At 71.1% G+C, this 22104-nt stretch carries 19 protein-coding genes and 2 pseudogenes; 2 read left to right on the top strand and 19 right to left on the bottom strand.

Going from position 1 to position 22104, the window contains the following annotated elements:
* Window positions 1-1578, bottom strand: a 1578-nt coding sequence (locus H0488_RS10995) for an AfsR/SARP family transcriptional regulator (RefSeq protein ID WP_183099317.1), incomplete at its 3' end; no start/stop codon positions are given.
* Window positions 1579-1691: 113 nt separating this feature from the next.
* Here H0488_RS10995 and H0488_RS24995 point away from each other — a divergent pair.
* Window positions 1692-2063, top strand: a complete 372-nt coding sequence (locus H0488_RS24995) for a response regulator transcription factor (RefSeq protein WP_183099318.1) — start codon at window positions 1692-1694, stop codon at window positions 2061-2063.
* An 11-nt stretch (window positions 2064-2074) separates the two neighbouring features.
* On the opposite strand, the gene H0488_RS11005 is transcribed toward H0488_RS24995, so the two are convergent.
* The 11 genes and pseudogenes from H0488_RS11005 to H0488_RS11045 form a co-directional block, all read right to left on the bottom strand.
* Window positions 2075-2884 carry a calcium-binding protein gene (locus H0488_RS11005; RefSeq protein ID WP_183099319.1) on the bottom strand — a complete coding sequence of 270 codons (810 nt, stop codon included), beginning with the start codon at window positions 2882-2884 and terminating at the stop codon, window positions 2075-2077.
* A 456-nt stretch (window positions 2885-3340) separates the two neighbouring features.
* Window positions 3341-4516 (bottom strand): acyl-CoA dehydrogenase family protein, encoded by a 1176-nt coding sequence (locus H0488_RS11010; protein ID WP_183099320.1) that lies wholly within the window; start codon window positions 4514-4516, stop codon window positions 3341-3343.
* Between the two features lie 5 nt (window positions 4517-4521).
* The gene (locus tag H0488_RS11015) at window positions 4522-6249 is read right to left on the bottom strand and encodes an ATP-binding protein (protein WP_246371862.1); all 1728 of its coding nucleotides are present in this window, start codon (window positions 6247-6249) and stop codon (window positions 4522-4524) included.
* A gap of 39 nt (window positions 6250-6288) precedes the next feature.
* A pseudogene (locus tag H0488_RS25350) lies at window positions 6289-6480 on the bottom strand (hypothetical protein); the annotation flags it as partial.
* Window positions 6402-6599, bottom strand: a pseudogene (locus tag H0488_RS25355) (biotin carboxylase N-terminal domain-containing protein); the annotation flags it as partial. The pseudogenes H0488_RS25355 and H0488_RS25350, both read right to left, overlap by 79 nt.
* The gene (locus tag H0488_RS11020; protein ID WP_183099321.1) at window positions 6596-8149 is read right to left on the bottom strand and encodes an acyl-CoA carboxylase subunit beta; all 1554 of its coding nucleotides are present in this window, start codon (window positions 8147-8149) and stop codon (window positions 6596-6598) included. The pseudogene H0488_RS25355 and the gene H0488_RS11020, both read right to left, overlap by 4 nt.
* A 17-nt stretch (window positions 8150-8166) precedes the next feature.
* Window positions 8167-8643, bottom strand: a complete 477-nt coding sequence (locus H0488_RS11025; RefSeq protein WP_183099322.1) for an SRPBCC family protein — start codon at window positions 8641-8643, stop codon at window positions 8167-8169.
* Between the two features lie 11 nt (window positions 8644-8654).
* Entirely contained in the window at window positions 8655-9812 is a 1158-nt protein-coding gene (locus H0488_RS11030; RefSeq protein ID WP_312856292.1) for an acyl-CoA dehydrogenase family protein, read from the bottom strand.
* Window positions 9809-11596, bottom strand: coding sequence for an acyclic terpene utilization AtuA family protein (locus H0488_RS11035; protein WP_183099323.1), 1788 nt, complete (start codon window positions 11594-11596; stop codon window positions 9809-9811). The genes H0488_RS11030 and H0488_RS11035 overlap by 4 nt, the downstream gene beginning before the upstream one ends.
* On the bottom strand, window positions 11593-12468 hold the full coding sequence (locus H0488_RS11040) for a TIGR03084 family metal-binding protein (RefSeq protein ID WP_183099324.1): 876 nt from the start codon (window positions 12466-12468) through the stop codon (window positions 11593-11595). Before H0488_RS11040 ends, H0488_RS11035 begins: the two co-directional genes overlap by 4 nt.
* Window positions 12465-13124, bottom strand: a complete 660-nt coding sequence (locus tag H0488_RS11045) for a TetR/AcrR family transcriptional regulator (RefSeq protein ID WP_312856293.1) — start codon at window positions 13122-13124, stop codon at window positions 12465-12467. The genes H0488_RS11040 and H0488_RS11045 overlap by 4 nt, the downstream gene beginning before the upstream one ends.
* Window positions 13125-13308: 184 nt before the next feature.
* Here H0488_RS11045 and H0488_RS11050 point away from each other — a divergent pair, with 184 nt between their 5' ends.
* A complete protein-coding gene (locus tag H0488_RS11050) occupies window positions 13309-14211 on the top strand; it encodes a hypothetical protein (RefSeq protein ID WP_183099325.1) in 903 nt (300 codons plus the stop codon).
* On the opposite strand, the gene H0488_RS11055 is transcribed toward H0488_RS11050, so the two are convergent.
* The 7 genes from H0488_RS11055 to H0488_RS11085 all read right to left on the bottom strand — a co-directional run bounded on the left by H0488_RS11055 (window position 14174) and on the right by H0488_RS11085 (window position 21980).
* The gene (locus H0488_RS11055) at window positions 14174-15244 is read right to left on the bottom strand and encodes a VanZ family protein (RefSeq protein ID WP_183099326.1); all 1071 of its coding nucleotides are present in this window, start codon (window positions 15242-15244) and stop codon (window positions 14174-14176) included. The two genes, H0488_RS11050 and H0488_RS11055, sit on opposite strands and share 38 nt — an antisense overlap.
* A gap of 25 nt (window positions 15245-15269) precedes the next feature.
* A complete protein-coding gene (locus tag H0488_RS11060; protein WP_183099327.1) occupies window positions 15270-15989 on the bottom strand; it encodes a hypothetical protein in 720 nt (239 codons plus the stop codon).
* A gap of 243 nt (window positions 15990-16232) precedes the next feature.
* Window positions 16233-17726, bottom strand: a complete 1494-nt coding sequence (locus H0488_RS11065; protein WP_183099328.1) for a CoA-acylating methylmalonate-semialdehyde dehydrogenase — start codon at window positions 17724-17726, stop codon at window positions 16233-16235.
* Window positions 17727-17778: 52 nt separating this feature from the next.
* Window positions 17779-19092: an aspartate aminotransferase family protein gene (locus H0488_RS11070; RefSeq protein ID WP_183099329.1), complete on the bottom strand. Its 1314-nt coding sequence runs from the start codon at window positions 19090-19092 to the stop codon at window positions 17779-17781.
* Window positions 19089-20270 carry an ABC transporter substrate-binding protein gene (locus H0488_RS11075; RefSeq protein WP_183099330.1) on the bottom strand — a complete coding sequence of 394 codons (1182 nt, stop codon included), beginning with the start codon at window positions 20268-20270 and terminating at the stop codon, window positions 19089-19091. The genes H0488_RS11070 and H0488_RS11075 overlap by 4 nt, the downstream gene beginning before the upstream one ends.
* A gap of 58 nt (window positions 20271-20328) precedes the next feature.
* Window positions 20329-21147 (bottom strand): ABC transporter permease, encoded by an 819-nt coding sequence (locus H0488_RS11080; RefSeq protein WP_183099331.1) that lies wholly within the window; start codon window positions 21145-21147, stop codon window positions 20329-20331.
* 2 nt (window positions 21148-21149) lie between these two features.
* The gene (locus H0488_RS11085; protein ID WP_183099332.1) at window positions 21150-21980 is read right to left on the bottom strand and encodes an ABC transporter ATP-binding protein; all 831 of its coding nucleotides are present in this window, start codon (window positions 21978-21980) and stop codon (window positions 21150-21152) included.
* Between the last annotated feature and the right edge of the window lie 124 nt (window positions 21981-22104).

The raw sequence follows: 22104 nt of genomic DNA on the forward strand, positions 1-22104 counted from the left end.
GTCCGCGTCGAAGCCGCCGTCGAAGACCGCGAGCCGGGCGAAACGCCCCGCCAGCTCCTCCGACAGCAGGTCGACGCTCCAGCCGATCGCGCCGCGGAGCGTGCGCTGCCGAGAGCTGCGGTCGCGCGGGCCGTCGGTCGCGAGGTCGAGCGCTTGCCGCGCCTCGAGCTGCTTGCGGAGCAGCTCGAGCGGGACCTCGTCGGCCCGGGCGGCGACCAGCTCGATCGCGAGCGGGATCCGGTCGAGCTGCTCGCAGAGCTCGGCGACGGTGTCCAGCGGCGCGTCGAACCGGTGGTCGACGGCGCGGGCACGCTCGAGGAAGAGGGGTACGGCGTCGTCGGGCGCCAGCGGGTCGAGCGGCACCACCCGCTCGCCGTACAGCCGGAGCCGGACCCGGCTGGTCACCAGCACCCGCAGTCCCGGAGCGGCCGCCAACAGGTCGGAGACGACCGGGGCGGCGTCCTCCACCTGCTCGAAGTTGTCGAGCACGAGGAGCAACCGGCGGTCACGGAGGTGCGCGGCCAGGGCGGCGGTGAGGTCGCTGCCCGCGGCCTCGACCCCGAGCACGTCGGCGATCGCCCCGGCGACCAGTCGGTGGTCGCGCAGCGCGTCGAGCGCGACGAACCAGACGCCGTCGGGGTGGTCGGCCGCGAGGCCGTGGGCCACGGCGAGGCTGAGCCGGGTCTTGCCGATGCCGCCCGGTCCGGTCAGCGTCAGCAGCCGGTGCGCCGGGTCGCGCAGCAGGTCGGTGACGGCAGCGATCTCCGCGACGCGTCCGACCAGGGAGGTGACCTGGGCCGGCAGGTGCCGGCGCGAGCGCAGCTCGACGTCCTCGACCCGCAGCGACGCGTCGTCGGCGAGGATCGCGGCCTGCAGGCGCTGCAGGTCGTCGCCGGGGTCGAGCCCGGTCTCGTCGGCCTTGATCTCCCGGCCGGCGGCGTAGACCTCGAGCGCGTCGGCCTGGCGGTCGCTGCGGTGCAGCGCGAGCATCAGGTGGCCACGCAGCTCCTCGTTGAGCGGGTGCTGCTCGACCAGCGGCTCCAGCCACGGCACCAGCTCGCGGTGCCGGCCGAGGGCCAGCAGCGCCCGGGCGCGGACGGCCGCCGCGGTGAGCCGTTCGGCCTCGAGCGCCACCGCCTCCGGTCCGGTCACGGGCAGGTCCCGGAGGTCCTGCCACGCCTCGCCTCGCCAGAGCGCGAGCGCCTCGTCGGCCAGGGCGACCGCGCGGGTCGCGTCCGGTTCGGCGGCGGCCTCGCGCACCAGCCGGCTGAACCGCTCCGCGTCGACCTCGACGTCATCGGTGTGCAGGCGGTAGGCGCGGCCCTCGGTGACCAGCCGGTCGCCGTACTCCCCGAACGCGGAGCGCAGCCCCGACATGTAGACCTGCAGGCTGCGCAACGGGTTGGCCGGACCGGCGTCGCCCCAGATCTCGTCGACCAGGCGGTCGACGGGTACGGCGGCGGGCGCGAGCGCCGTCAGCACTCCCAGGACCGCCCGCTGCTTGTGGGACCCCAGGTCCACCGCCGCTCCGTCGCGCGTGACCTCGAGCGGCCCGAGGACGGCGATGCGCAGAGTCACCCCCGGAGTCTGCATCAGTAAAGAACGGAATTGAGCGGAATTTGAGCACTGGTGGGGAGTCTGGTGACCAAGCCCACCCCGAGGGCCACGATCCCCGAGAGGACCCAGTTCCGATGACCACCATGGCAGTCCCGCGCAAGACCCGGCTCGAGCCGCCGATCCCCGGCCCCCGCCCTGTCGGCGCCCCGCGCCCGACGTCGCCGAGCCGCCGGGTGGAGCTGTGGTCGGTGCCGATGCCTCCTCCGGAGCGCCCGAGCCGGGTGTCCCCGCGCGAGGCCGAGGTGCTGCGACTCATCGCCCGCGGCCTCTCCAACGCCGAGATCGGCGGCGAGCTCTTCATCTCGCTCCCGACCGTCAAGTCCCACGTCGCCAGCCTGCTCGCGAAGCTCGGGGCTCGCGACCGGGTGCAGCTCGTGGTCGCCGCCTACGAGTCAGGATTCGTCGTACCCGGTCACCTCCGTGGGTCCGCGCGGCCGGTGGCCTGAGCGGCGACCCCTCAGCCCCGGGTCCTCACCGTCTCGCAGTCGCTGTCCGCGGCGTCCCCCGCGTCGATGACGACGAGGTCGTCACCGTCACCACAGCTCGCCACGTCGTTGCCCGCGACGTCGTCATCGAGGTGGATGACGTCATCGCCGGGTCCGCCCCGGGCGAGGTCTCTGCCGCGCCACCCGTCGATGAGGTCGTGGCCGGGCCCGCCGTCGAGCACGTCGCGGCCGAAGCCGCCGTACAGCGCGTCGTTGCCCCGCCCGCCGCGAGCGAGGTCGTCGCTGCGACTGCCGAGGATCGTGTCGCGGCCCGGACCGCCACGCAGCCGGTCGTCGCCGTAGTCGCCCTCGATGAAGTCGTAACCGGGACCGCCGCCAGCCACGTCGGCGTCGCCACCGCCCCAGATCTCGTCGTCTCCACGGCCGCCGCTGATGATGTCGAGCCCGGTGTCGGCGTCGATGACGTCGTTGCCGTCGCCGCCCTCGATCGTGTCGTCGTTCGAGCGACCGTTGAGCCTGTCAGCCCCGAGGCCGCCGCCGAGGTAGTCCCTGCCCCCCGAGCCGCGGAGGACGTCGTCGCCCTGGTGGCCGAACAGAGTGTCGTGGCCGCCCCACCCGCAGATCTCGTTGTCATGACGGTCACCGTGGATCGTGTCCTCATCGGGTCCACCGGTGAACGGGCTGCCCTCGCACGGTGTCCGGTCGGCGTTGTCGGCGGTGATCGCGGGGCCGGCAGCCATGCTGGGCGCTGGGAGGATGGACGCTGGCAGGATGGACGCGGCGAGCGCCACGAGGGCGTAGGCGAGGAATCGGTCAGACACGACGCCGCCTTTCGTCGGGCCGCCGCGACCGGCGTCGACGGCGTTCGACCTCAACTATGAACCCATCTCGACGTCGCGTGCGCGGAAGTGGATCAGGTCCGCGGCGGGACGTCATACGTCCGTGCACCCATGACCCCCGGGGCGTATGACGTCCCGCGCAACGTCATACGTCCCGGCAGTCATAGGGGCCGTGCCGTATGACGTCCCGCTGAGCGCGCCGGAAGCGCGCGGCCGCCGACACGGGGTCTCGTGACGGTCGCCAGAGCGACCTCCTCGACCAACGGCGACGGCGACCTCCTCGACCAACGACCACAGGTCTCGTGACGGTCGCCAGAGCGACCTCCTCGACCAACGACCACCAGGGTCTCGTGACGGTCGCCAGGGCGACCTCCTCGACCAACGGCGACGGCGACCTCCTCGACCAACGGCGACGGCGACCTCCTCGACCAACGAGGCTCAGTACGACTTGGGCAGCCCCAGGGTGTGCATGGCGACGAAGTTGAGGATCATCTCCCGGCTGACGGGGGCGATCCGGCCGAGGCGCGAGGCGACGAGCAGGTTGGCGAGGCCGTACTCGACGGTCAGGCCGTTGCCGCCGTGGGTGTGGACCGCGGCGTCGGTGGCGTTGCAGGAGACCTCGCCGCCGGCGTACTTGGCCATGTTGGCGTACTCGCCCGCGGTGAAGTCGTCGCCGGCGTCGTAGAGGGCTGCCGCCTTCTGCCACAGCAGGCGGGCCTGCTCGAGCTCGATCTTGACCTTCGCCAGCGGGTGCTGGATGCCCTGGTGGGCGCCGATCGGGACGTCCTTCCAGACGCTGCGGGTCTTGGCGTAGTCGACAGCGAGGTCGAGCGCGAAGCGCGCCATGCCGCACGACAGCGCGCCACCCATGATCCGCTCCGGGTTGAGCCCGGCGAACAGCTGCCAGAGGCCGCCGTCCTCGTCGCCCACCAGCGCGTCGGCGGGGAGCCGCACGTCGTCGAGGAAGAGGGTGAACTGCTTCTCCGGCGCCGACCACGCCATCTCGATCGGCTGCTTGGTGAAGCCGGGGGCGTCGGTGGGTACGACGAAGAGCGCCGGCTTGAGCTTGCCGGTCTTGGCGTCCTCGGTGCGCGACACGATCAGCACCGACTGCGCCTCGTCGACACCGGAGATGAAGGTCTTCTGGCCGTTGAGCACCCACTGGTCGCCGTCGCGGGTCGCCGTGGTGGTCAGGTTGTGGGCGTTGGAGCCGGCGTCGGCCTCGGTGATGCCGAAGGCCATCAGCAGGGTGCCGTCGGCGATGCCGGGCAGCCACCGCTGCTTCTGCTCCTCGGTGCCGCACCGGGCGATGATCGAGCCGCAGATCGCCGGCGAGACCACCATCATCAGCAGTGGCGCACCCGCGGTGGCGGCCTCCTCGAGGACTGCGGCGAGGTCGGCCATGCCGCCGCCACCGCCGCCGTACTCCTCGGGGATGTTGACGCCGAGGAAGCCGTTGGCCCCCATCTCGAGCCACAGCTCGGTGGTCTTGCCGCCCTCGCGAGCCTGCTTCTCGATGTACTCGCGGCCGTACTTGCCGGCGAGCTTCTTGACCGCCTCGCGCAGCGCGACGCGCTCCTCCGGCTCGGTGAACATGGTGTCGACGGTGGTCATGGCGGTCAGTCCTCTTCGTTCTCGGTGGTGCCGGGGTCAGTGCCGGGGTCGGTGTCGGCGGCGTTGTCGGGGGTGACGACGGCGAGCACGGCGCCCGCCTCGACCTGCTGGCCGATGGTGGCCGCGAGCTCGGTGAGCGTGCCCGCGTACGGCGCGGCGATGGTGTGCTGCATCTTCATGGCCTCCATCACGAGGATGGGTTGGCCCTCGGCGACCGTGTCGCCGACGTCGGCGTGGACCATGACCACGCTGCCGGGCATGGGGGCCAGCAGCGAGCCGGCGGCGACCTGGGTAGCGGGGTCGACGAACCGAGGCTTCCGCTTCAGTGCGACATGGCCGAGGGGCGACTCGACGTCCACGGCCTCCTGACCGGGGTCGCCGGCCACCCGCACCACGAAGGTACGGCGCACGCCGTCGGCCTCGAGCACGACCTGGTCCGGCCCGGCCGACACCACGGCGACGTCGTCGAGGTCGGCGGAGGAGAAGGTGCGTCCGCCGTACCACCGGACCGGCAGCTCCTCGTCCCCGAGCAGGAACACCGTCTCCTGCGGCTGGGCGACGACGTTGCGATAGCCCGCGGGGATGCGGCTCTGCACCCGGGCGCTCAGCCGGGCCCGTTCGGCCAGCGCGATCGCGGCCGCGAAGCCCGACAACGGCACGGTCTGCTCGCCGCCCGGCGCAGCGCCGAGGACGGACAGGTCGGCGCCGTCGAGCCAGGTGGTGTCCATCCGGGCGTCCACCACGACCGGGTCGCGCAGCAGGTTGACCAGCAGGTCGCGGTTGGTGCGCAGGCCGTGGATCTCGGCCCGCGCCAACGCCCCGGCCAGCTGTCGCAGCGCTTGGTCCCGCGTGGGCGCCCACACGATGACCTTGGCGATCATCGCGTCGTAGAAGGTCCCGATCTCGTCGCTGGAGCCGACGCCCGAGTCGAGCCGGATGCCGTAGCCCGTGGTGGCGAACTCGCTCACCACCCCCGGCACCTCGAAGCGGGTGATGCGACCCGACTGCGGCTGGTAGCCGGCGGCCGGGTCCTCGGCGTAGAGGCGGACCTCGATCGCGTGGCCGGTCGGCGCCTTGGTCTCGAGGCTCGGCCGCGGGCGGCCTCGCACCTCAACCAGCGGCGAGTCCTCGTCGAGGGAGCGGCCCTCGGCGACGGCGATCTGGAGCGCGACCAGGTCGACGCCGTAGACCGCCTCGGTCACCGGGTGCTCGACCTGGAGCCGGGTGTTCATCTCCAGGAAGTAGAAGCGGTCCAGGGCGACGTCGTAGAGGAACTCGACCGTGCCGGCGCCGCGGTAGTCGATCGCCTCGGCAGCCGCCTTGGCCGCCTCGTGCAGGGACTTGCGGGTGGCGTCCGGGAGCGCCGGGGCCGGCGCCTCCTCGATCACCTTCTGGTGACGCCGCTGGACCGAGCAGTCGCGCTCGCCGAAGACGATCGCGCCGTCCGCGGTGCCGATCACCTGGACCTCGACGTGCCGGCCGGACTGGACGTACGGCTCGACGAAGACGGTTCCGTCGCCGAACGCCGACGCCGCCTCTGCCTGCGCCTTCTCGATCTCGCCGGCGAGCTGGTCGAGCTCGCGGACGATCCGCATGCCGCGGCCGCCGCCGCCCGCGGAGGCCTTGACCAGGAGGGGGAGGTCGTCCGCGGTCGCGGTGTCGGCAGTGAACTCGCCGAGCACCGGGACGCCGGCGGCCTCCATCAGCTTCTTCGACTCGATCTTCGAGCCCATCCGCTCGATCGAGTCGGGAGCCGGGCCGACCCAGGTCAGCCCGGCGTCGATGACCTGCTGGGCGAACGCGGCGTTCTCGGACAGGAACCCGTNGACAGGAACCCGTAGCCGGGGTGGATCGCGTCGGCGCCGGCCTTCAGCGCGGCCTCGATCACCAGGTCGCCACGGAGGTAGGTCTCGGCCGGCGTGTTGCCGGGCAGTCGTACGGCGGCGTCGGCCTCGGCCACGAATGGCATCCCGGCGTCGGCGTCGGAGTGGACGGCGACGGTCTCGATGCCGAGGTCGCGACAGGTGCGGAAGACCCGCCGGGCGATCTCGCCGCGGTTGGCCACCAGGAGTCGTGTGATCACAGGCGGAACACCCCGAAGTTCATAGCCCCTTCGATGGGCTGGTTGTCGATGACGGACAGGCAGATGCCGAGGACGGTGCGGGTGTCACGCGGGTCGATGACGCCGTCGTCGTAGACCATCCCGGAGAGGAAGTACGGCAGCGACTGCTCCTCCACCATCCCCTCGACCATCTCCTTGATGCCCTTGAACCCCTCGGCGTCGAAGACCTCGCCCTTCTTCTCCGCCGACTCGCGCGCCACGATCTCGAGCACGCCGGCGAGCTGCTGCGGTCCCATGACCGCGGACTTGGCCGACGGCCAGGTGAAGAGGAACCGAGGGTCGTAGGCACGGCCGTTCATGCCGTAGTTGCCGGCGCCGTACGACGCGCCCATGATCACCGTCAGGTGCGGCACCTTGGAGTTCGAGACCGCGTTGATCATCAGCGCGCCGTGCTTGATGATGCCGCCCTGCTCGTACTCCGTGCCGACCATGTAGCCGGTGGTGTTGTGCAGGAACAGCAGCGGCGTGTCCTTCTGGTTGGCCAGCTGGATGAACTGCGCCGCCTTCTGCGCCTCCTCCGACATCAGCACGCCGCGCGCGTTGGCGAGGATGCCGATCTCGCGGCCGTGCAGGTTGGCCCAGCCGACGCAGAGGGACGAGCCGTAGAGCGGCTTGAACTCGTCGAACGCCACCGCGTTGTTCGGCCCGGTGCCGTCGACGATCCGCAGGATCGCCTCGCGCGGGTCGAACGGCTCCTTGAGGTCGGTCGGGATCAGGTCGAGGAGCTCCTCCGGGTCGAGGTCCGGTTCGGCGTACGACGTCGGGTCCGGCGAGGTGCCCTGCTTGCGCCAGTTGAGGCGAGCGACCACGCGCCGGGCCTGTCGGATCGCGTCGAGCTCGTCGACCGCGAGGAAGTCGGACGACCCGGAGATCCGGGAGTGCATCTCGGCACCGCCGAGCGACTCGTCGTCGGTCTCCTCGCCCGTCGCCATCTTGACGAGGGGCGGGCCGGCGAGGAACACCTTCGCGCGCTCCTTGACCATGATCACGTAGTCGCTCATGCCGGGGACGTAGGCGCCGCCGGCGGTGGAGTTGCCGAAGACGACCGAGATCGTCGGCTGCTTGCGGGCCGACGCCCGGGTCAGGTCGCGGAAGCCGCGGCCCCCCGGGATGAAGATGTCCTTCTGGGTGGGCAGGTCCGCGCCACCGGACTCGGTGAGGTTGATCGAAGGGAGGAAGTTCTTCTCGGCGATCTCGGCGGCCCGGAACGACTTGCGCAGCGACCACGGGTTGAGGGCGCCGCCCTTCACCGTCGGGTCGTTCGCGACGATCATGCACTCCACGCCCTCGACCACCCCGATGCCGGTGACCATGCTGGCGCCGACCGCGAAGTCGCTGCCCCAGCCGGCCAGCGGCATCAGCTCGAGGAACGCCGAGCCCTCGTCGACGAGCAGCTCGATCCGCTCCCGCGCCGTGAGCTTGCCGCGCTCCTTGTGGCGGGCGATGTACTTGCCGCCGGCCTCGACGGCCTTGGTCTGCTCCTCGTGCAGCGACTCGATCTTCTCGAGCATGGCTGTGCGACGATCCGTCACGACTCCACCACCGCCTTCATCCTCTCCAAGGTCGTGCGCATGCCGCGCTCGTTCGTGCGGCCGCGGAGCCGGCCGAGCAGCATCCAGTAGCCGCGGACGTACCAGCTCGGGGTGAGCCGGAAGTACTCGGTGACCCGGGTGCCGTCGCCCTCGGGCTCCAGCCGGTAGCCCCACGTGTTGATGTGATTGCCGTCGAGCCCGACGGCGAACTCGAACAGGCCCCGTCCGTCGGGCCCGGGCTCGACGCACTGCGTCACGGTGCACGGCGACCAGTACGTCGGTCCGACGCCGTTGCGCTTCACGTGCCCCTTGAAGCGCGCTCCGACCGCCGGACCGGTCGCGCCGTGGGTCCACTCCGCCTCGAACGTCTCGGGGGAGAACTCGCCGATCCGGGTGACGTCGCTGACCAGGTCCCAGACCTTCTCCGGCGCCGCGCGCAGGAAGAGGTCGACCTCCCCGCCGAGGGCGCTCATCCCCGCCCCCGTCATTGCGAGTAGCCCAGCAGCCGGGCCGCCAGGTCGGTGAGCACCTCGGTGGAGCCACCGCCGATCGGCAGCAGTCGGACGTCGCGGTAGTGGCGCTCGACCTCGGACTCGCGCATGTAGCCCATCCCGCCGTGCAGCTGCACGGCCTGGTCGGCGACCCAGACGGCCGTGTCGACGGCGGTCTGCTTCGCGAGGCAGGCCTCGGCGATGCAGTCCTCGCCCGCGTCGTACCGCCGCGCCACCTCGAGGGTGTAGCTGCGGGCGACCGCGACCTGGCGGTGCATCTCGGTCAGCTTGGCGCGCACCACCTGGTTGGCGACCAGTGGCTTGCCGAACGCGTCGCGGTCCTTGCTGTACTGGGCCGCGAGGTTGAGGCAGCGCAGCGCGTGGCCGTAGCCCATCAGCGCCAGCCAGATCCGCTCGGAGACGAAGTTCTGCGCGATGTAGTAGAAGCCGTGGTTCTCCTGGCCGACCAGGTTGGCGGCCGGGACCCGCACGTCGACGTAGCTCAGCTCGCCGGTATCGGACGCGAGCCAGCCCATCTTGTCGAGCTTGCGGGAGACGGTGAACCCGGGCGTGCCCTTGGGTACGACGATCAGCGAGATGCCGTGCGCGCCGGCCTCGCCCGTGCGGACGGCGGTGGTGACGAAGTCGCCGCGCACCGAGGACGTGATGAACGTCTTGGCGCCGTTGATGACGTAGTCGTCGCCGTCCCGGACCGCGCGGGTCGTGATGTTGGCGACGTCGGAGCCGGCGCCGGGCTCGGTGATGGCGAGCGACCCGATCATGTCGCCGGACAGCACCGGGCGGACGTAGGTGTCGATCAGCTGCTGCGAGCCGTTCTGGATGATGTGCGGGATCGCGATGCCGTGGGTGAAGGCCGAAGCCATCAGCCCGCCGGACCAGCCGCCCTCCATGAAGCCCTGCTGCATGGCGCAGGCGTCGAGCAGGCTGCCGCCGTCACCGCCGACCTCCTCCGGGACGCCGACGCCGAGGAAGCCGGCGTGCGCGAGCTTCTTCTGGAAGTCGCGCGGGATCTCGCCGTCCTTCTCCCACTGGTCGAGGTAGGGCGTCACCTCGCGCCGGGTGAACTCGAGCGCCGACTCCCTGAGCGCGAGCTGCTCGTCGGTGAAGCCGTGGTTGAACGTGGTGATCACAGAACGTTCCCTTCGATGTTCACGAGCCGGGAGCGGACCCACTCGGCCAGGCCCTTCGCCTGCGGGTCGAACCGCGCGGTGGCGGCGACGCCCTCGTCGAGCAGGCCGTAGATCACGACGTTGACGCCGCCCAGGTTGGGCAGCACGTAGACCTCGATGTCGAGGTCCTTGGCCTCGGGGACCAGCTCGCGCACCCGGCGGCGGGACATGAACTTGGTCAGCCAGGTCACCCGCTCGGCGTACTTGGGGTGGCCGTCGTTCTTGACCCAGAGCCCGATGTTGGCGTCGCCGCCCTTGTCGCCGGAGCGCCCGTGCACGAACGTGCCGAGCGGGATCCGGCGGGTGAGGGTGTCGGTCGGCGCGGGGAACGGCGAGGGCCGCAGCCCCTCGGTCGGGTCGATCGGCGCGTCGGCGGTCACCGGATCGGCGATGACCTCGGTCGTCCCGTCGTGGTGGACCACCGTGTGCGCGACGCTGCTGCGCGGGATGTAGGCGGGGCTGTAGACGCCGTACGCCGTGCCGGGGCCGGGCATCCGGGTGACGCTGAAGCCGGGGTAGGACCCGAGCGCGAGCTCGATGATCGGAGCGGTGAGGCCCTTGCCGACCTTGTCGGCGTCGGGGTCGAACGCAGTGACCCGGAGCAGCATCGAGGCGCCCTCCTCGGTGTCGGCGTCCGGCTGGACGGTGCGCACACCGGACCAGTCGACCTTCGCCGGGCGGGCGGCGTCGGTGCCTTCGGGGCCGAGCGCTGCCTCGACCTGGGCCTTGATCCACTCAACCTTGGCGTCGGCGTTGAGGCCGGTGACGACGAACTCCGCGGAGTTGCGGAAGCCGGCGAAGTAGTTGAGGCAGACCTTGAGCTGCTCGGGCGGCGCCGAGCCGGTGACCCCGGTGACGGAGACCCGGTCGTCACCGTCCTGCTCGAGGCGCAACGACGTGAGGTCGACGGTGACGTCGGGGTTGAGGTACTTCGTGGTCTGGATCTCGTAGACCAGCTGCGCGGTGACGGTGTCGACAGTGACCGCGCCGCCGGTCCCGGCGTGCTTGGTGATCACCATCGAGCCGTCCTCGGCCAGCTCCGCGATCGGGAAGCCGAGCGGCTCCCCGTCCTTGATCGCGCCGGCCTCGATCAGGTCGAGGAAGCCGCTGAAGTTGCCGCCCGTGGCCTGGGTGCCGCACTCGATGATGTGGCCGGCGACGACTGCGCCGGCCAGGGCGTCGTACGACTCCGGCGTCCAGCCGAAGTGGGCGATCGCCGGCCCGACGACGACCGAGGCGTCGGTGACGCGGCCGGTGACGACCAGGTCGGCGCCGTGGGTCAGGGCGGAGGCGATGCCGAACGCGCCGAGGTAGGCGTTGGCGGTCAGCGGGTTGCCGTAGGTCTCGTGCAGCAGGCCGAGGTCGGCGACCTGGCCGCGGATGTCGTCGCCCTCGACGTGCGCGATCCTCGGGTCGAGGCCGAGCCCGGTCGCGACCTCGCGCAGCTTGTCGGCGAGCCCGCGCGGGTTGACCCCGCCGGCGTTGACGACGACCTTGACGCCCTGCTCGAGCGCCAGGCCGAGCGCGTCCTCGGCCTGCTTCGCGAACGTGCGGGCGTAGCCGAGGCTCGGGTCCTTGAAGGTGTCCTTGCCGAGGATGAGCATGGTGAGCTCTGCGAGGTAGTCACCGGTCAGGTAGTCCAGGCTCTGCCCTTCTTCTCGGCCGCCCTCGAGCATCTCGCGGAACGCCGAGAGCCGGTCACCGTAGAAGCCGGAGCAGTTGCCGATCCGGATCGGGTCGCTCATGCCCCCTCCTCGCTGGTTGAGGTGCGAGCGTCAGCGAGCCGGGAAACCCGACCGCCGCCTGCCGGGCCGGCGAAGGCCTGGGCGATGGTCAGCCACTTCTCCGCGTCCGCGCCGACGGCGACCAGGTCGGTGTCGTCGCGGTGGATCCGCTGGGTGACCAGCTGGCAGAAGTCGTACGCCGAGCCGCGCACGCTCTGCGCGGCGTCCTCGGGCCCCCAGACCCAGAGCTCGCCGCTCGGCGCAGTCAGCGCGACCAGGAACTCCTCGGTCGGCGCCTCGAGCTCGTGCTGGGCGAAGGAGAAGTTGCGGGTGCGGACGCCGAGATGGGCGACCTGCTTGATCCGGTCCGTGACCGCGGGCCGGCCGCCCGTCGAGCCGCCCGTCGAGCCGGCCGCGGCCAGGGCGTCGTACACGTCGAGCGCGTGCGCCCAGGTCTCCATGAAGCGCGCGGTCGCCATCGACGTCGGCGACATCGGCGGACCGAACCACGGCATCTTCTGGCCCTCGGGAACCTCCCGCAGTGCGACCGCGAGCGCGGCCCGGCCGGCGTCCCAGCGGACGAGCAGGTCGGCGGGTGCGAGCGCCGCGAGCTCGTGGGCGCCGGCGTCCACGAAGCCGGTGGGGTCGGCGATCGCCTGCAGCACCACCTCGTCCCACGCCTCCTTGCCCTCCGGCGAGTGGGCGTTGGCCGCGAGGACGGCGACCTCGTCGGTCCAGAGCAGGTGGGCGATCGTCGTGGCGATCGTCCAGCCCTCGGCCGGAGTGGGGGTCGCCCACCCGCCGTCGGCACCGTCGTCGAGCCCGGCAACGGCCGCGCGGAGCTGGTCGCCCTCGGCGGTGAGGTCGGCGAAGACGTCGTCAAAGACACTCACTTGTGGTCCCTCTCGGTGGTTGAGGTGCGAGCGAAGCGAGCCTCGAAACCCGGAGTGGCGTCGAGAGTTGCCGCCCACTGGTCGAGGATCCTGCGGCGACGACGGGTGTCGTCGCCCAGCGTGCTGGCCAGTCCCAGGCCGCGCACGAGGTCGAGGGTCGCCTGGATCAGCTCGCGGACGCCGGGCTGCGACTCGTCGGCGCCCAGCAGCTGCACCGTCAGCTTGTGGGTCTCGCGGCCGACCACCTGCTCCAGGGGAGCGACCGCCGCCAGCAGGCTCTCGTCGGTGCGCGCGGCCACCCACAGCTCGAGGGCCGCGGTGAAGACCGGGCCGGCGAAGTGGTCGCCGAGCATCTGGATCACCGCCCGGGTGCGGTTGCGCCCCTCCGGCAGCTCGGCGGCGCGGGCGGCCAGCTCGTCCCCGCGGCGCTCCGTCAGATGGGTCACGGCCGCGACGACGAGGTCGTTCTTGGTCGGGAAGTGGTGCAGCTGGGCGCCGCGGCTGACGCCCGCGCGCTCCGAGACGAGCGTGGTCGTCGTACCGCTGAAGCCCTTCTCGACCAGCAGCTCGACCGTCGCCTCCATCAGCCGCGCGCGCATCGCGCGGGTGCGCTCCTCCTGCGGGACGCGTGCGCCCGAGGTCGCCGATGTGGTCACGGCATCAGCATGGCGCGCCACAAACAAACAGTCAAGCCTGACTGTTACTGCCCCGACTGCCGCCCGGCGAAATAGTCGCGACAACTCATCCGATCGGCGGTTTCCCGACGGCGCCGGCCGGTCCACGCTGTCACCTAGCCGTCGCCTGCTCCCGGGCGGCGCCGGATCTCATGGGGTGGTCCCGATGCACATCAACATTCGTCGAGCGCTCGCCGGCTTGGTCGCGGCGGCCGTCTGCGCCGTCGGCACCGTCGTCGGCGGAGCTGCGCCTGCCCACGCGGCAGCCAGCGGCTACCTGCTGGCGAAGGGGACGGGCTCGCTGTACACCGCCAACGACTACATCAACCTGGGGGCGGTGACGGGCGGTGACGCGCGCACCTTCACCTTCAAGATCGTCAACACCGGACCGACCAGCCAGCAGTTCAAGGTGACGGCGCCGACCTCCTCTCCCGGCATCACCCGGACGCTCCTGCAGGGCTCCAGCCCGCTGCCCCTGCCCTACTACACCGCACCGGTCGCGCCGGGAGGGAGCTTGACCCTCAAGCTCAGGGTCCAGCTCGCCGGCGGCCTTCCCCAGGCCGAGTACGTGACGTACGTCGAGCTGCGGGACCCGGAGACCAGCACCCTCCGCGACTCCTTCGTGGCCGACCTCCATGCGACCTACGAGACCGGCAGCACGAACCACGACCTGTTCCTGAAGACCGGCACCCAGCCGTACGTGGGCGGCTCGCTCCAGCAGATCCAGTCCGCCAGTGCCATCAAGCCCGGCTCGACGGCGACCTTCCGGCTGCGGCTTCAGAACAACTCCGGATCGCCGACAGCGATCGGGCTCAAGTACAACCCCGCCTACGGCTGTCTGACGTCCTACTCGATCACGGTCAAGCAGGGCACGAAGAACGTCACGTCAGCCGTCGAAGCCGGGGCCTACAGCACCGGCATCCTGGCTCCCGGAGCGAGGACGGAGCTCAAGGTGATGATCAAGCTGCTGGAGCCCATCGGGTGTGCGTCCAGCTACTTCGGCTACACGGCGTCGACTCCGGCCGGCGCCGTCAACCAGTACGCCCACGTCCTGGTGGCCGCGGCCTGACGACCTCCAGGTCCATCCCGGCCACGACGTGCGACAGGCCGCGGTGCTCGCGGGTCGGCAGCGCGGCCAGGACGCTCACGACGGCGTAGCCGAGCAGGGCCCAGGTGCTCCAGGCCGGCATCAGCGCACCCAGCGCGAGGAACGGGCCGACGCCGGCGGCCAGCTTCACCACGCGTGAGACCGGCGTCAGCGCGCGGCGACGCGCGACCGCCCGTACGGACACGACCAGCTCGCCGAAGGTGCGGCCGGCGAAGAGGACCAGCCCGGCCTCGACGGCGGCCGGGACGCCCCACTGCAGCCAGGTCCGGACGCGGTCGTCGATGTCGGAGTACGACGACGCCAGGCCGTAGTGGAAGGCACCCTTGTAGGCGACCACCACGACCGCGCCGAGCAGCACCACGAACAGCACGTCGCAGACCATCCCGACCAGGCGGCGCCCGTAGCTGATCGATGTCGGCAGCACGATCTCGCCGCGCCGGCGTCGTACGACCAGGGCGGCGAGGAGCGACCCCGCGGCCGCGCCGAGCGTGTTGACGATCAGGTCGTCGACGTCGAACCTGCGGTAGGCACAGTCGAAGAGGTGCCACACGCCGGTGGTCTGGGTGGCCTCGATCAGCAGCGAGATGCCGAAGCCGAGCACGGTCGCGACCACCACCCCGCGCCCCAGCAGCTTGCGGACGTAGAACCCCAGCGGCACGAAGAGCAGCACGTTGAGGGCGACCTGGAGGAACGCCGGGTCGCGCACCAGGCCCATCGCGCCGTCGCTGTCCCGGAACCCGATCGCGCGGATCGTCGCGAGCGGCTCGGTCTGTCGCCCGACGCACGCATAGGTGTCGTCGGCCGGGATCGGCAGCAGCGTGTAGGTCCACAGCGCCAGGCCGTAGACCGCACCCGAGAGCAGGATCGTCAGGTCACCCGGCCCGAGCCGGCCGTCGCGGCGGTACTCGTAGGCGGCGACCGGGATCAGCAGCACGATCGCGACCAGCGTGCCGAGAGCGGTCGCGATCAGCGCGTTCGCGACCTGGTCCGACATGGCCGCGAGGATAGGCCGTCAGCGGCTACCGGGAGGGGCGCAGGTAGTTGACCCCGACGGCGAACCTGCCGAACACGATCGCGGAGTCGCCGTCGGCGAGGTCCGCCTCCGACGCGCTCGTGGTGACCTGGGTGGCGAAGGAGTAGAGACCGCGCCGCACCCGGACCGTGACCTTCCCGTCGGAGTCCGCCGGGTCCTGGTCGACCACCGCTCTGCCGGACGGCGCGATCAGGCTGATCAGCCCGATGTCGCCGCCGGAGCTGGTCCACTGGATCCGGATCCGGCCGCGCTCGCGCACCCGCAGCATCGCGTCACCCTCGCTGCGCGCGACGACGGTCATGCCGCAGTTGACCGCTCCGGCGTCGTTGGTGAGGACGACGACGTGGGAACCGTCGAACCGGGCCGATCGGAACGCACGGTTGCGCGCGGTGCCGCTGGCGGTCGAGGTCACCTCGCTCTCGCCGTGGGCGCCGACGACCTCGCCGCCGCGCTGCTCGCCCGAGAACGAGCCGAGGGCGTACGCCGTGCGCTCGCCCGTCGCGTTGGTGAAGGTCTTCGTCTCGCTGTCGGCGCCGTTGGCGACGTCGCAGCCACCGCCGTACGTGCTGTAGCTGGCGGAGCGGACGGTGCCGTCGACCGGCGCGGCCGCTGCCGGACCGGCAGCCACCACGACGAGGGTGGACGACGTCAGGATCAGTCCGGCGACCAGCAACGGCGCTCGGCGGGGGCGAGGGATCTGGGTCATGGATGCACACGCTTTCTCGGATCGGCCACAGGCGGCGCCACGCCCCGAGTGCGTCGTACCCAGGTCAACGGCGCCGCGCCCCCGACGGCACGCGACCTAGGGGAGAAACTCTCGACTGACCGACCGACGAGTCTCAGCGCGGCAGCATGGCGCACGGCGGCGAAGCCGCATCGTGCGGTGCCCGCGGGCCGAGCTTGCGAGTGCCCGCGCGGTGCCGCACGATCTGCGACCTGCTCGCGCCATCTAACTGTTCTGGGGGAAGCCCAGGTTGATCCCTCCGTGCGACGGGTCGAGCCACCGGCTCGTGATCGCCTTCTCGCGGGTGAAGAACTCCACGCCCTGCGGGCCGTAGGCCTTCGCGTCGCCGAAGATCGACGCCTTGTAGCCGCCGAACGAGTGGTAGGCGACGGGCACCGGGATCGGCACGTTGATGCCGATCATGCCGACCTCGGCCTCGCGCTGGAAGCGCCGTGCGGCGCCGCCGTCGTTGGTGAAGATCGCCGTGCCGTTGCCGTAGGGGCCGGCGTTGATGAGGTCGACGCCCTCGGCGTACGACGCCACCCGCACCACCGACAGCACCGGGCCGAAGATCTCGTCGCGGTAGACCGACGAGCTGGTCGGCACCTGGTCGATCAGGGTCGGGCCCAGCCAGAAGCCGTCGGCTGCGCCGTCGTAGTCGGTGTCGCGGCCGTCGACGACGACGGTGGCTCCGTCGGTCGCGGCGACGTCGAGGTAGCCGGCGACCTTGTCCCGGTGCTCCCGGGTGATCAGGGGGCCCATGTCGCAGCCCTTGCGGCCGTCGCCGATGACCAGCTTGCCCATCCGGTCGCGGATCTTCTCGATCAGCTCGTCGGCGACCGGCTCGACCGCCACGACGACCGAGATCGCCATGCAGCGCTCGCCGGCCGAGCCGAAGCCCGCGTTGACCGCGGAGTCGGCGACCAGGTCGAGGTCGGCGTCGGGCAGCACCAGCATGTGGTTCTTGGCGCCGCCGAGGGCCTGCACCCGCTTGCCGTGGGAGGTCGCCGTCTCGTAGACGTACTTCGCGATCGGCGTGGACCCGACGAACGAGATCGACGCGACGTCGGGGTGGACCAGCAGCGCGTCGACCGCCTCCTTGTCGCCGTGCACGACGTTGAAGACGCCGTCGGGCAGGCCGGCCTCCTTCAGGGCGGCCGCCATCCAGTTGGCGACGCTCGGGTCCTTCTCGCTCGGCTTCAGCACCACCGTGTTGCCGGTCGCGATCGCGATCGGGAAGAACCACATGGGGACCATCGCCGGGAAGTTGAACGGGCTGATGATGCCGACGACACCGAGCGGCTCCTTGACCGAGTAGACGTCGACGTCGGTGGAGACGTTCTGCGAGAACGCTCCCTTCGCGAGGTGCGGCATGCCGCAGGCGAACTCCACGACCTCCAGGCCGCGGGCGACCTCGCCGGCGGCGTCGGACAGCACCTTGCCGTGCTCGGAGGTGAGGATCGCGGCCAGCTCGTCCTTGCGCTGGTTGAGGATCTCGCGGAAGCCGAACAGCACCTGCTGCCGCTTCGCGATCGAGGCCTCGCCCCACTCGGCGAACGCCGCCTTGGCGACGGCGACCGCACGGTCGACGTCACCGGCCGAGCCGTAGCGGACGTGCTTGGAGACGACACCGAGGGCCGGGTCGTAGACCGGGCCGGTGCGGTCGGACTCGCCGGCATCGGTGGCGCCGGCGATCCAGTGGTCGAGAACTTCAGTCATGAGTCACTCCTTTGTGATGAACCTTGGTTTCGAGGCTCGCTTCGCTCGCACCTCAACCGGCGGCGTCGTCGAGCAGGGACAGGACTTCGTCGTACGCCGCGAGCGCCTCGGCCACCTCGTCGGCGGTGACCACGCAGGGCGGCACGACATGGATGCGGTTGTCGGCGATGAACGGCAGCAGGCCGCGGCCGACCAGCTCGCTCTTCGCGCGGCCCATCAGGGCCGCGGAGAGGGGCTCGCGGGTCACGGGGTCGGCGACCAGCTCCATCGCCCAGAACACCCCGGCACCGCGGACCTCGCCCAGCACCGGGTGCTTCTCGGCCAGCGTCGCGAGCCCGGGGGCGAGCACGTCGGCGCCGATCTGCTTCGCGTGGGCGACGATGCCCTCGCTCTCCATCGCGTCGATCGACGCCACGATGGAGGCCGCGGCCAGGGGGTGGCCGCTGTAGGTGAGGCCCCCCGGGAAGACGCGGTCGTCGAAGGTGCGGGCGATCGCGTCGCTGATGACGACACCGCCCACCGGGACGTAGCCGGAGTTCACGCCCTTGGCGAAGGTGATCAGGTCGGGCACCACGTCGAACGCGTCGAACGCGAACCACTCGCCGGTGCGGCCGAAGCCGGCCATCACCTCGTCGAGGATCAGCACGATGCCGTACTGGTCGGCCAGGGCCCGCACGCCGGGCAGGTAGCCCGGCGGCGGCACCAGGATCCCGGCGGTGCCGGGGATCGTCTCGAGCAGGATCGCGGCGACGCTCTCCGGGCCCTCGCACTCGATCACCCGCCGCAGGTGCTGCAGCGCGCGCTCGCACTCCTCCTCCGGCGTGGTCGCCCAGAACTCCGAGCGGTAGAGGTAGGGGCCGAAGACGTGGACGTGAGCCCGGGCGTACTCGTTGGGGATCCGCCGCCAGTCGCCGGTCGCGACGATCGCCGCACCCGTGTTGCCGTGGTAGGAGCGGTACGTCGACACGACCTTGTCGCGACCGGTGTGCAGGCGCGCCATCCGGATGGCGTTCTCGATCGCGTCGGCCCCGCCGTTGGTGAAGAACACCTTGTCGAAGCCCTCCGGGGCGCGGGCGGCGATCCGCTGCGCCGCCACCCCCCGGGTGAGGTTGGCGGTGGCGGGCCCGATCGTCGCCAGGGTGGCCGCCTGCTCCTGGATGGCCGCGACGACCGACGGGTGCTGGTGGCCGATGTTGACGTTGACCAGCTGGCTGGAGAAGTCCAGGTAGGACTTGCCCGCGTGGGTCCAGACCCGCGTGCCCTCCCCACCCGCGATCGGCAGCAGGGCGAGACCGCCCTGCGCCGACCACGAGTGGAAGACGTGCTGCCGGTCGAGCTCGGTGGTGCGAGCGTCGAGGTCGGTCACCTGCCACCCTCTTCCAGGGTCACTTCGATCGGCTCGTAGTCGGCACCGATGGTGTCGACCCCTTCGTCGTCGAGCTCGGCGAGCGCCTGCTCGACGTACTCGTTGGTGTAGGCCGAGGACGGCGGCTCCTCGCTGATGATGGTCGCGCCGGTCTCGTTCTCGGTGTTGAGCGCGATGTCGACGGTCTGCGCCCACGCGTCCTCGTCGATGACCCCGACGCCGTTCGTCGACGGCCAGATCAGCTTGTTGACCTCGTTGGCCATCCACAGCTGGTGGCTCTGGCCGAGCTCGGAGCCGGAGTCGGCGACGATCGTGGCTGCCTCCTCCGGGTTGTCGCGGACGAACGCCCAGCCCTTGATCGAGGCCTTGATGAACGCGACCGTCTGCTCCTCGTAGTCAGGGTCCGAGAGCTTCTCGGTCGTCGCCCAGATGGCGTCCTGCAGCATCGCCGTGCCGACGTCGTTCCAGTTGATGACGTTGAGGTCGTCGGGCGTGTAGAGCTCGCCGGTCTCCGGGTTGACGGTCTCGAGCACCTGGGCGTACTCGTTGTAGGTCATCGCCTGCGCGGCGTCGATGTCGCCGGCCAGGAAGGCGTTCATGTCGAACGCCTGCTGGACCAGGTTGATGTCCTCGACGGTCACGTCGGCCGACTGCATGCCGGCGAAGAGCTCCCACTCGTTGCCGAAGCCCCAGCTGCCGACGTTCTTGCCCTTCAGGTCGGCCGGCTCGGTGATGTCCTTGTCCTTGAACGAGACCTGGGTGGTGGCGCTGCGCTCGAAGATCTGCGCGACGTTGGTGATGCCCGCGCCCTGCTCGATGGAGCCGAGCACCTTCGGCACCCACGAGATCGCGTAGTCGACGTCGCCGGAGGCGAGCACGTCCTGCGGGACGATGTCGACCCCGCCCTCGACGATCGTGACGTCGAGGCCCTCGTCGACGTAGTAGCACTCCGCAACGGCGGCGTAGTAGCCGGCGAACTGCGCCTGCGACACCCACTGGAGCTGGAGGGAGACCTCCTCGAGGTCTCCGGCGTCGCGTGCTTCTTGGGTGCGCGTCGCGCAGTCCTCGTTCTGCTGGACTTCGACCTCGGACGACCCACCGCCCTCGTCGTCGGAGCATCCGGTCACCAGGACGGCGAGGGCGACGGCAGCGGCGCCCAGCTTCAGTGTTCTCCTCATGTGCTTTCTCCTTCTTCTCGGGCTCAGGGGTGGTCTCGAGGCTCGCTTCGCTCGCACCTCAACCACCGGGTTTGTGGTGGCGCGAGAACCAGAGCTCGACCAGCAGGGTGACGATGTAGAAGAGCAGCCCGAGCACGATCGCGCCGGTGACGTAGGCCCACGCGAGCGGGTAGTTGCTGCTCGCGGCCGACGACGTGATCGACTTCCCGAGCCCGCCGATGGGGCCGCCGAAGTACTCCGCGATGAGGGCCGCGATCACCGCCAGCGACGAGGCGACCCGCAGGCCGGTGAAGACGTACGGCGTCGCGGTGGGCAGCGTCACCGCTCGGATCATCTGGATCGGGCTGGCGGCGTAAGCGGTCATCAGCTCCCGGTGCACGGTCTTGACCTGGCGGATCCCGCGCAGGGTGTTGAGGTAGACCGGGACCGCCACCGAGACGGCGGCCACGATGATCCGGCCGGTGTTCACCGCCGCGCCGAACATCGAGTAGAGCACCGGCGCCAGGGCCACGATCGGGATCACCGCGAGCGCTGCGACGACCGGCGCCGCCATCTGGTCGACGAACCGGAACGAGCCGGCGAGCGCCGCGCCGAGAACCCCGATCACGGCGCCGGTCAGCATCCCGATCAACGCGTTGCGGCCGGTGACGGTGGCGCCGTCGACGATGTTGGCCGTGTTGGCAGTCACCTGCTCCCAGATCGCGCTGGGCGCCGGGAGGATGAACGGCTCGATCTCGGCGAGCTCGACGAACAGCTCCCAGGCGAGCACGACCAGCGCGCCCAGCACCAGCGGGGCGACGACGGTGCTCCACCGGACCTCGGCGATCGGGAGCCGGGCGCGGGTGTCGCGGGTGACGGTGCTGTCGACGACGGCCATGGCTACTTCTCCAGGCCTTCGGCGGCGACCGCGGGCACGGGCGTGCCGTGGAGGAGGCTGCGGACCTCGGCGACCGCGTGGAAGAAGCCCTCCTCGTCGCGCGCCCGCTCGGTGCGGTCGTGCGCACCGGCGAGGCCGTCGGCCCGGACGTCGACGACGCCCGCGATCCGGCCGGGGCGGGGCGACATCACGACCACCCGGTCGGAGAGGAAGACCGCCTCCGGGATCGAGTGGGTCACGAAGAGCACGGCCGCGCCGGTCTCGGCGCAGATCCGCACCAGCTCGTTCTGCATCCGCTCGCGGGTGATCTCGTCGAGAGCCCCGAACGGCTCGTCCATCAGCAGCAGCCGCGGGCTCTCGGCCAGCGCGCGGGCGATCGCCACCCGCTGCTGCATGCCGCCGGAGAGCTGGTCGGGGTGGTTCTTGGCGAAGTCGGTGAGCCCGACCAGCTCGAGCAGCTCGGCGACCCGGGCCTTGCGCAGCTGGGCGGCAGCGCCGTGCAGCTTGAGCGGGAGCTCGACGTTGCCGGCGACGGTGCGCCACGGCAGCAGGCCGGCCTGCTGGAACGCGATGCCGTAGTCCTGGTCGAGCCGGGCCTGCCGGGCGCCCTTGCCGAAGACCGCGATCTCACCGGCGGTCGGCGAGTCGAGGTCGGCGACCAGGCGCAGCAGGGTGCTCTTGCCGCAGCCGCTCGGCCCGATCAGCGACACGAACTCGCCGGCGGCCACGGTCAGCTCGACCGACTGGAGCGCGACCACCTGCTTGCGACCCTTGCCGAAGACCCGGTCGACGCCGGTCACCGAGATCGCCGGTTCGCCCGTGCGGCCGTTCATCGTGTTGCTCCTGTCAGTCGGAAGGGACGGAGGGCGAGGCCGAGCAGGCCGACGGCACCGGCCGCGACCAGGCCGACCGCGACCGCACCGAAGATCGGCGCCCAGGGCTTGGCGGGATCGCCGG

This window comes from Nocardioides pelophilus (assembly GCF_014180685.1).
Classification (GTDB): domain Bacteria; phylum Actinomycetota; class Actinomycetes; order Propionibacteriales; family Nocardioidaceae; genus Nocardioides; species Nocardioides pelophilus.

Coding starts and splice junctions, on each gene's coding strand:
- H0488_RS11015 (WP_246371862.1), bottom strand. CDS start 6,249: ATGGGCTCGAAGATCGAGTCGAAGAAGCTGATGGAGGCCGCCGGCGTC.
- H0488_RS11080 (WP_183099331.1), bottom strand. CDS start 21,147: ATGGCCGTCGTCGACAGCACCGTCACCCGCGACACCCGCGCCCGGCTC.
- H0488_RS11060 (WP_183099327.1), bottom strand. CDS start 15,989: ATGACCCAGATCCCTCGCCCCCGCCGAGCGCCGTTGCTGGTCGCCGGA.
- H0488_RS11010 (WP_183099320.1), bottom strand. CDS start 4,516: ATGACCACCGTCGACACCATGTTCACCGAGCCGGAGGAGCGCGTCGCG.
- H0488_RS11055 (WP_183099326.1), bottom strand. CDS start 15,244: ATGTCGGACCAGGTCGCGAACGCGCTGATCGCGACCGCTCTCGGCACG.
- H0488_RS11025 (WP_183099322.1), bottom strand. CDS start 8,643: ATGAGCGCCCTCGGCGGGGAGGTCGACCTCTTCCTGCGCGCGGCGCCG.
- H0488_RS11020 (WP_183099321.1), bottom strand. CDS start 8,149: ATGCTCGAGAAGATCGAGTCGCTGCACGAGGAGCAGACCAAGGCCGTC.
- H0488_RS24995 (WP_183099318.1), top strand. CDS start 1,692: ATGACCACCATGGCAGTCCCGCGCAAGACCCGGCTCGAGCCGCCGATC.
- H0488_RS11075 (WP_183099330.1), bottom strand. CDS start 20,270: ATGAGGAGAACACTGAAGCTGGGCGCCGCTGCCGTCGCCCTCGCCGTC.
- H0488_RS11085 (WP_183099332.1), bottom strand. CDS start 21,980: ATGAACGGCCGCACGGGCGAACCGGCGATCTCGGTGACCGGCGTCGAC.
- H0488_RS11035 (WP_183099323.1), bottom strand. CDS start 11,596: ATGAGCGACCCGATCCGGATCGGCAACTGCTCCGGCTTCTACGGTGAC.
- H0488_RS11065 (WP_183099328.1), bottom strand. CDS start 17,726: ATGACTGAAGTTCTCGACCACTGGATCGCCGGCGCCACCGATGCCGGC.
- H0488_RS11050 (WP_183099325.1), top strand. CDS start 13,309: ATGCACATCAACATTCGTCGAGCGCTCGCCGGCTTGGTCGCGGCGGCC.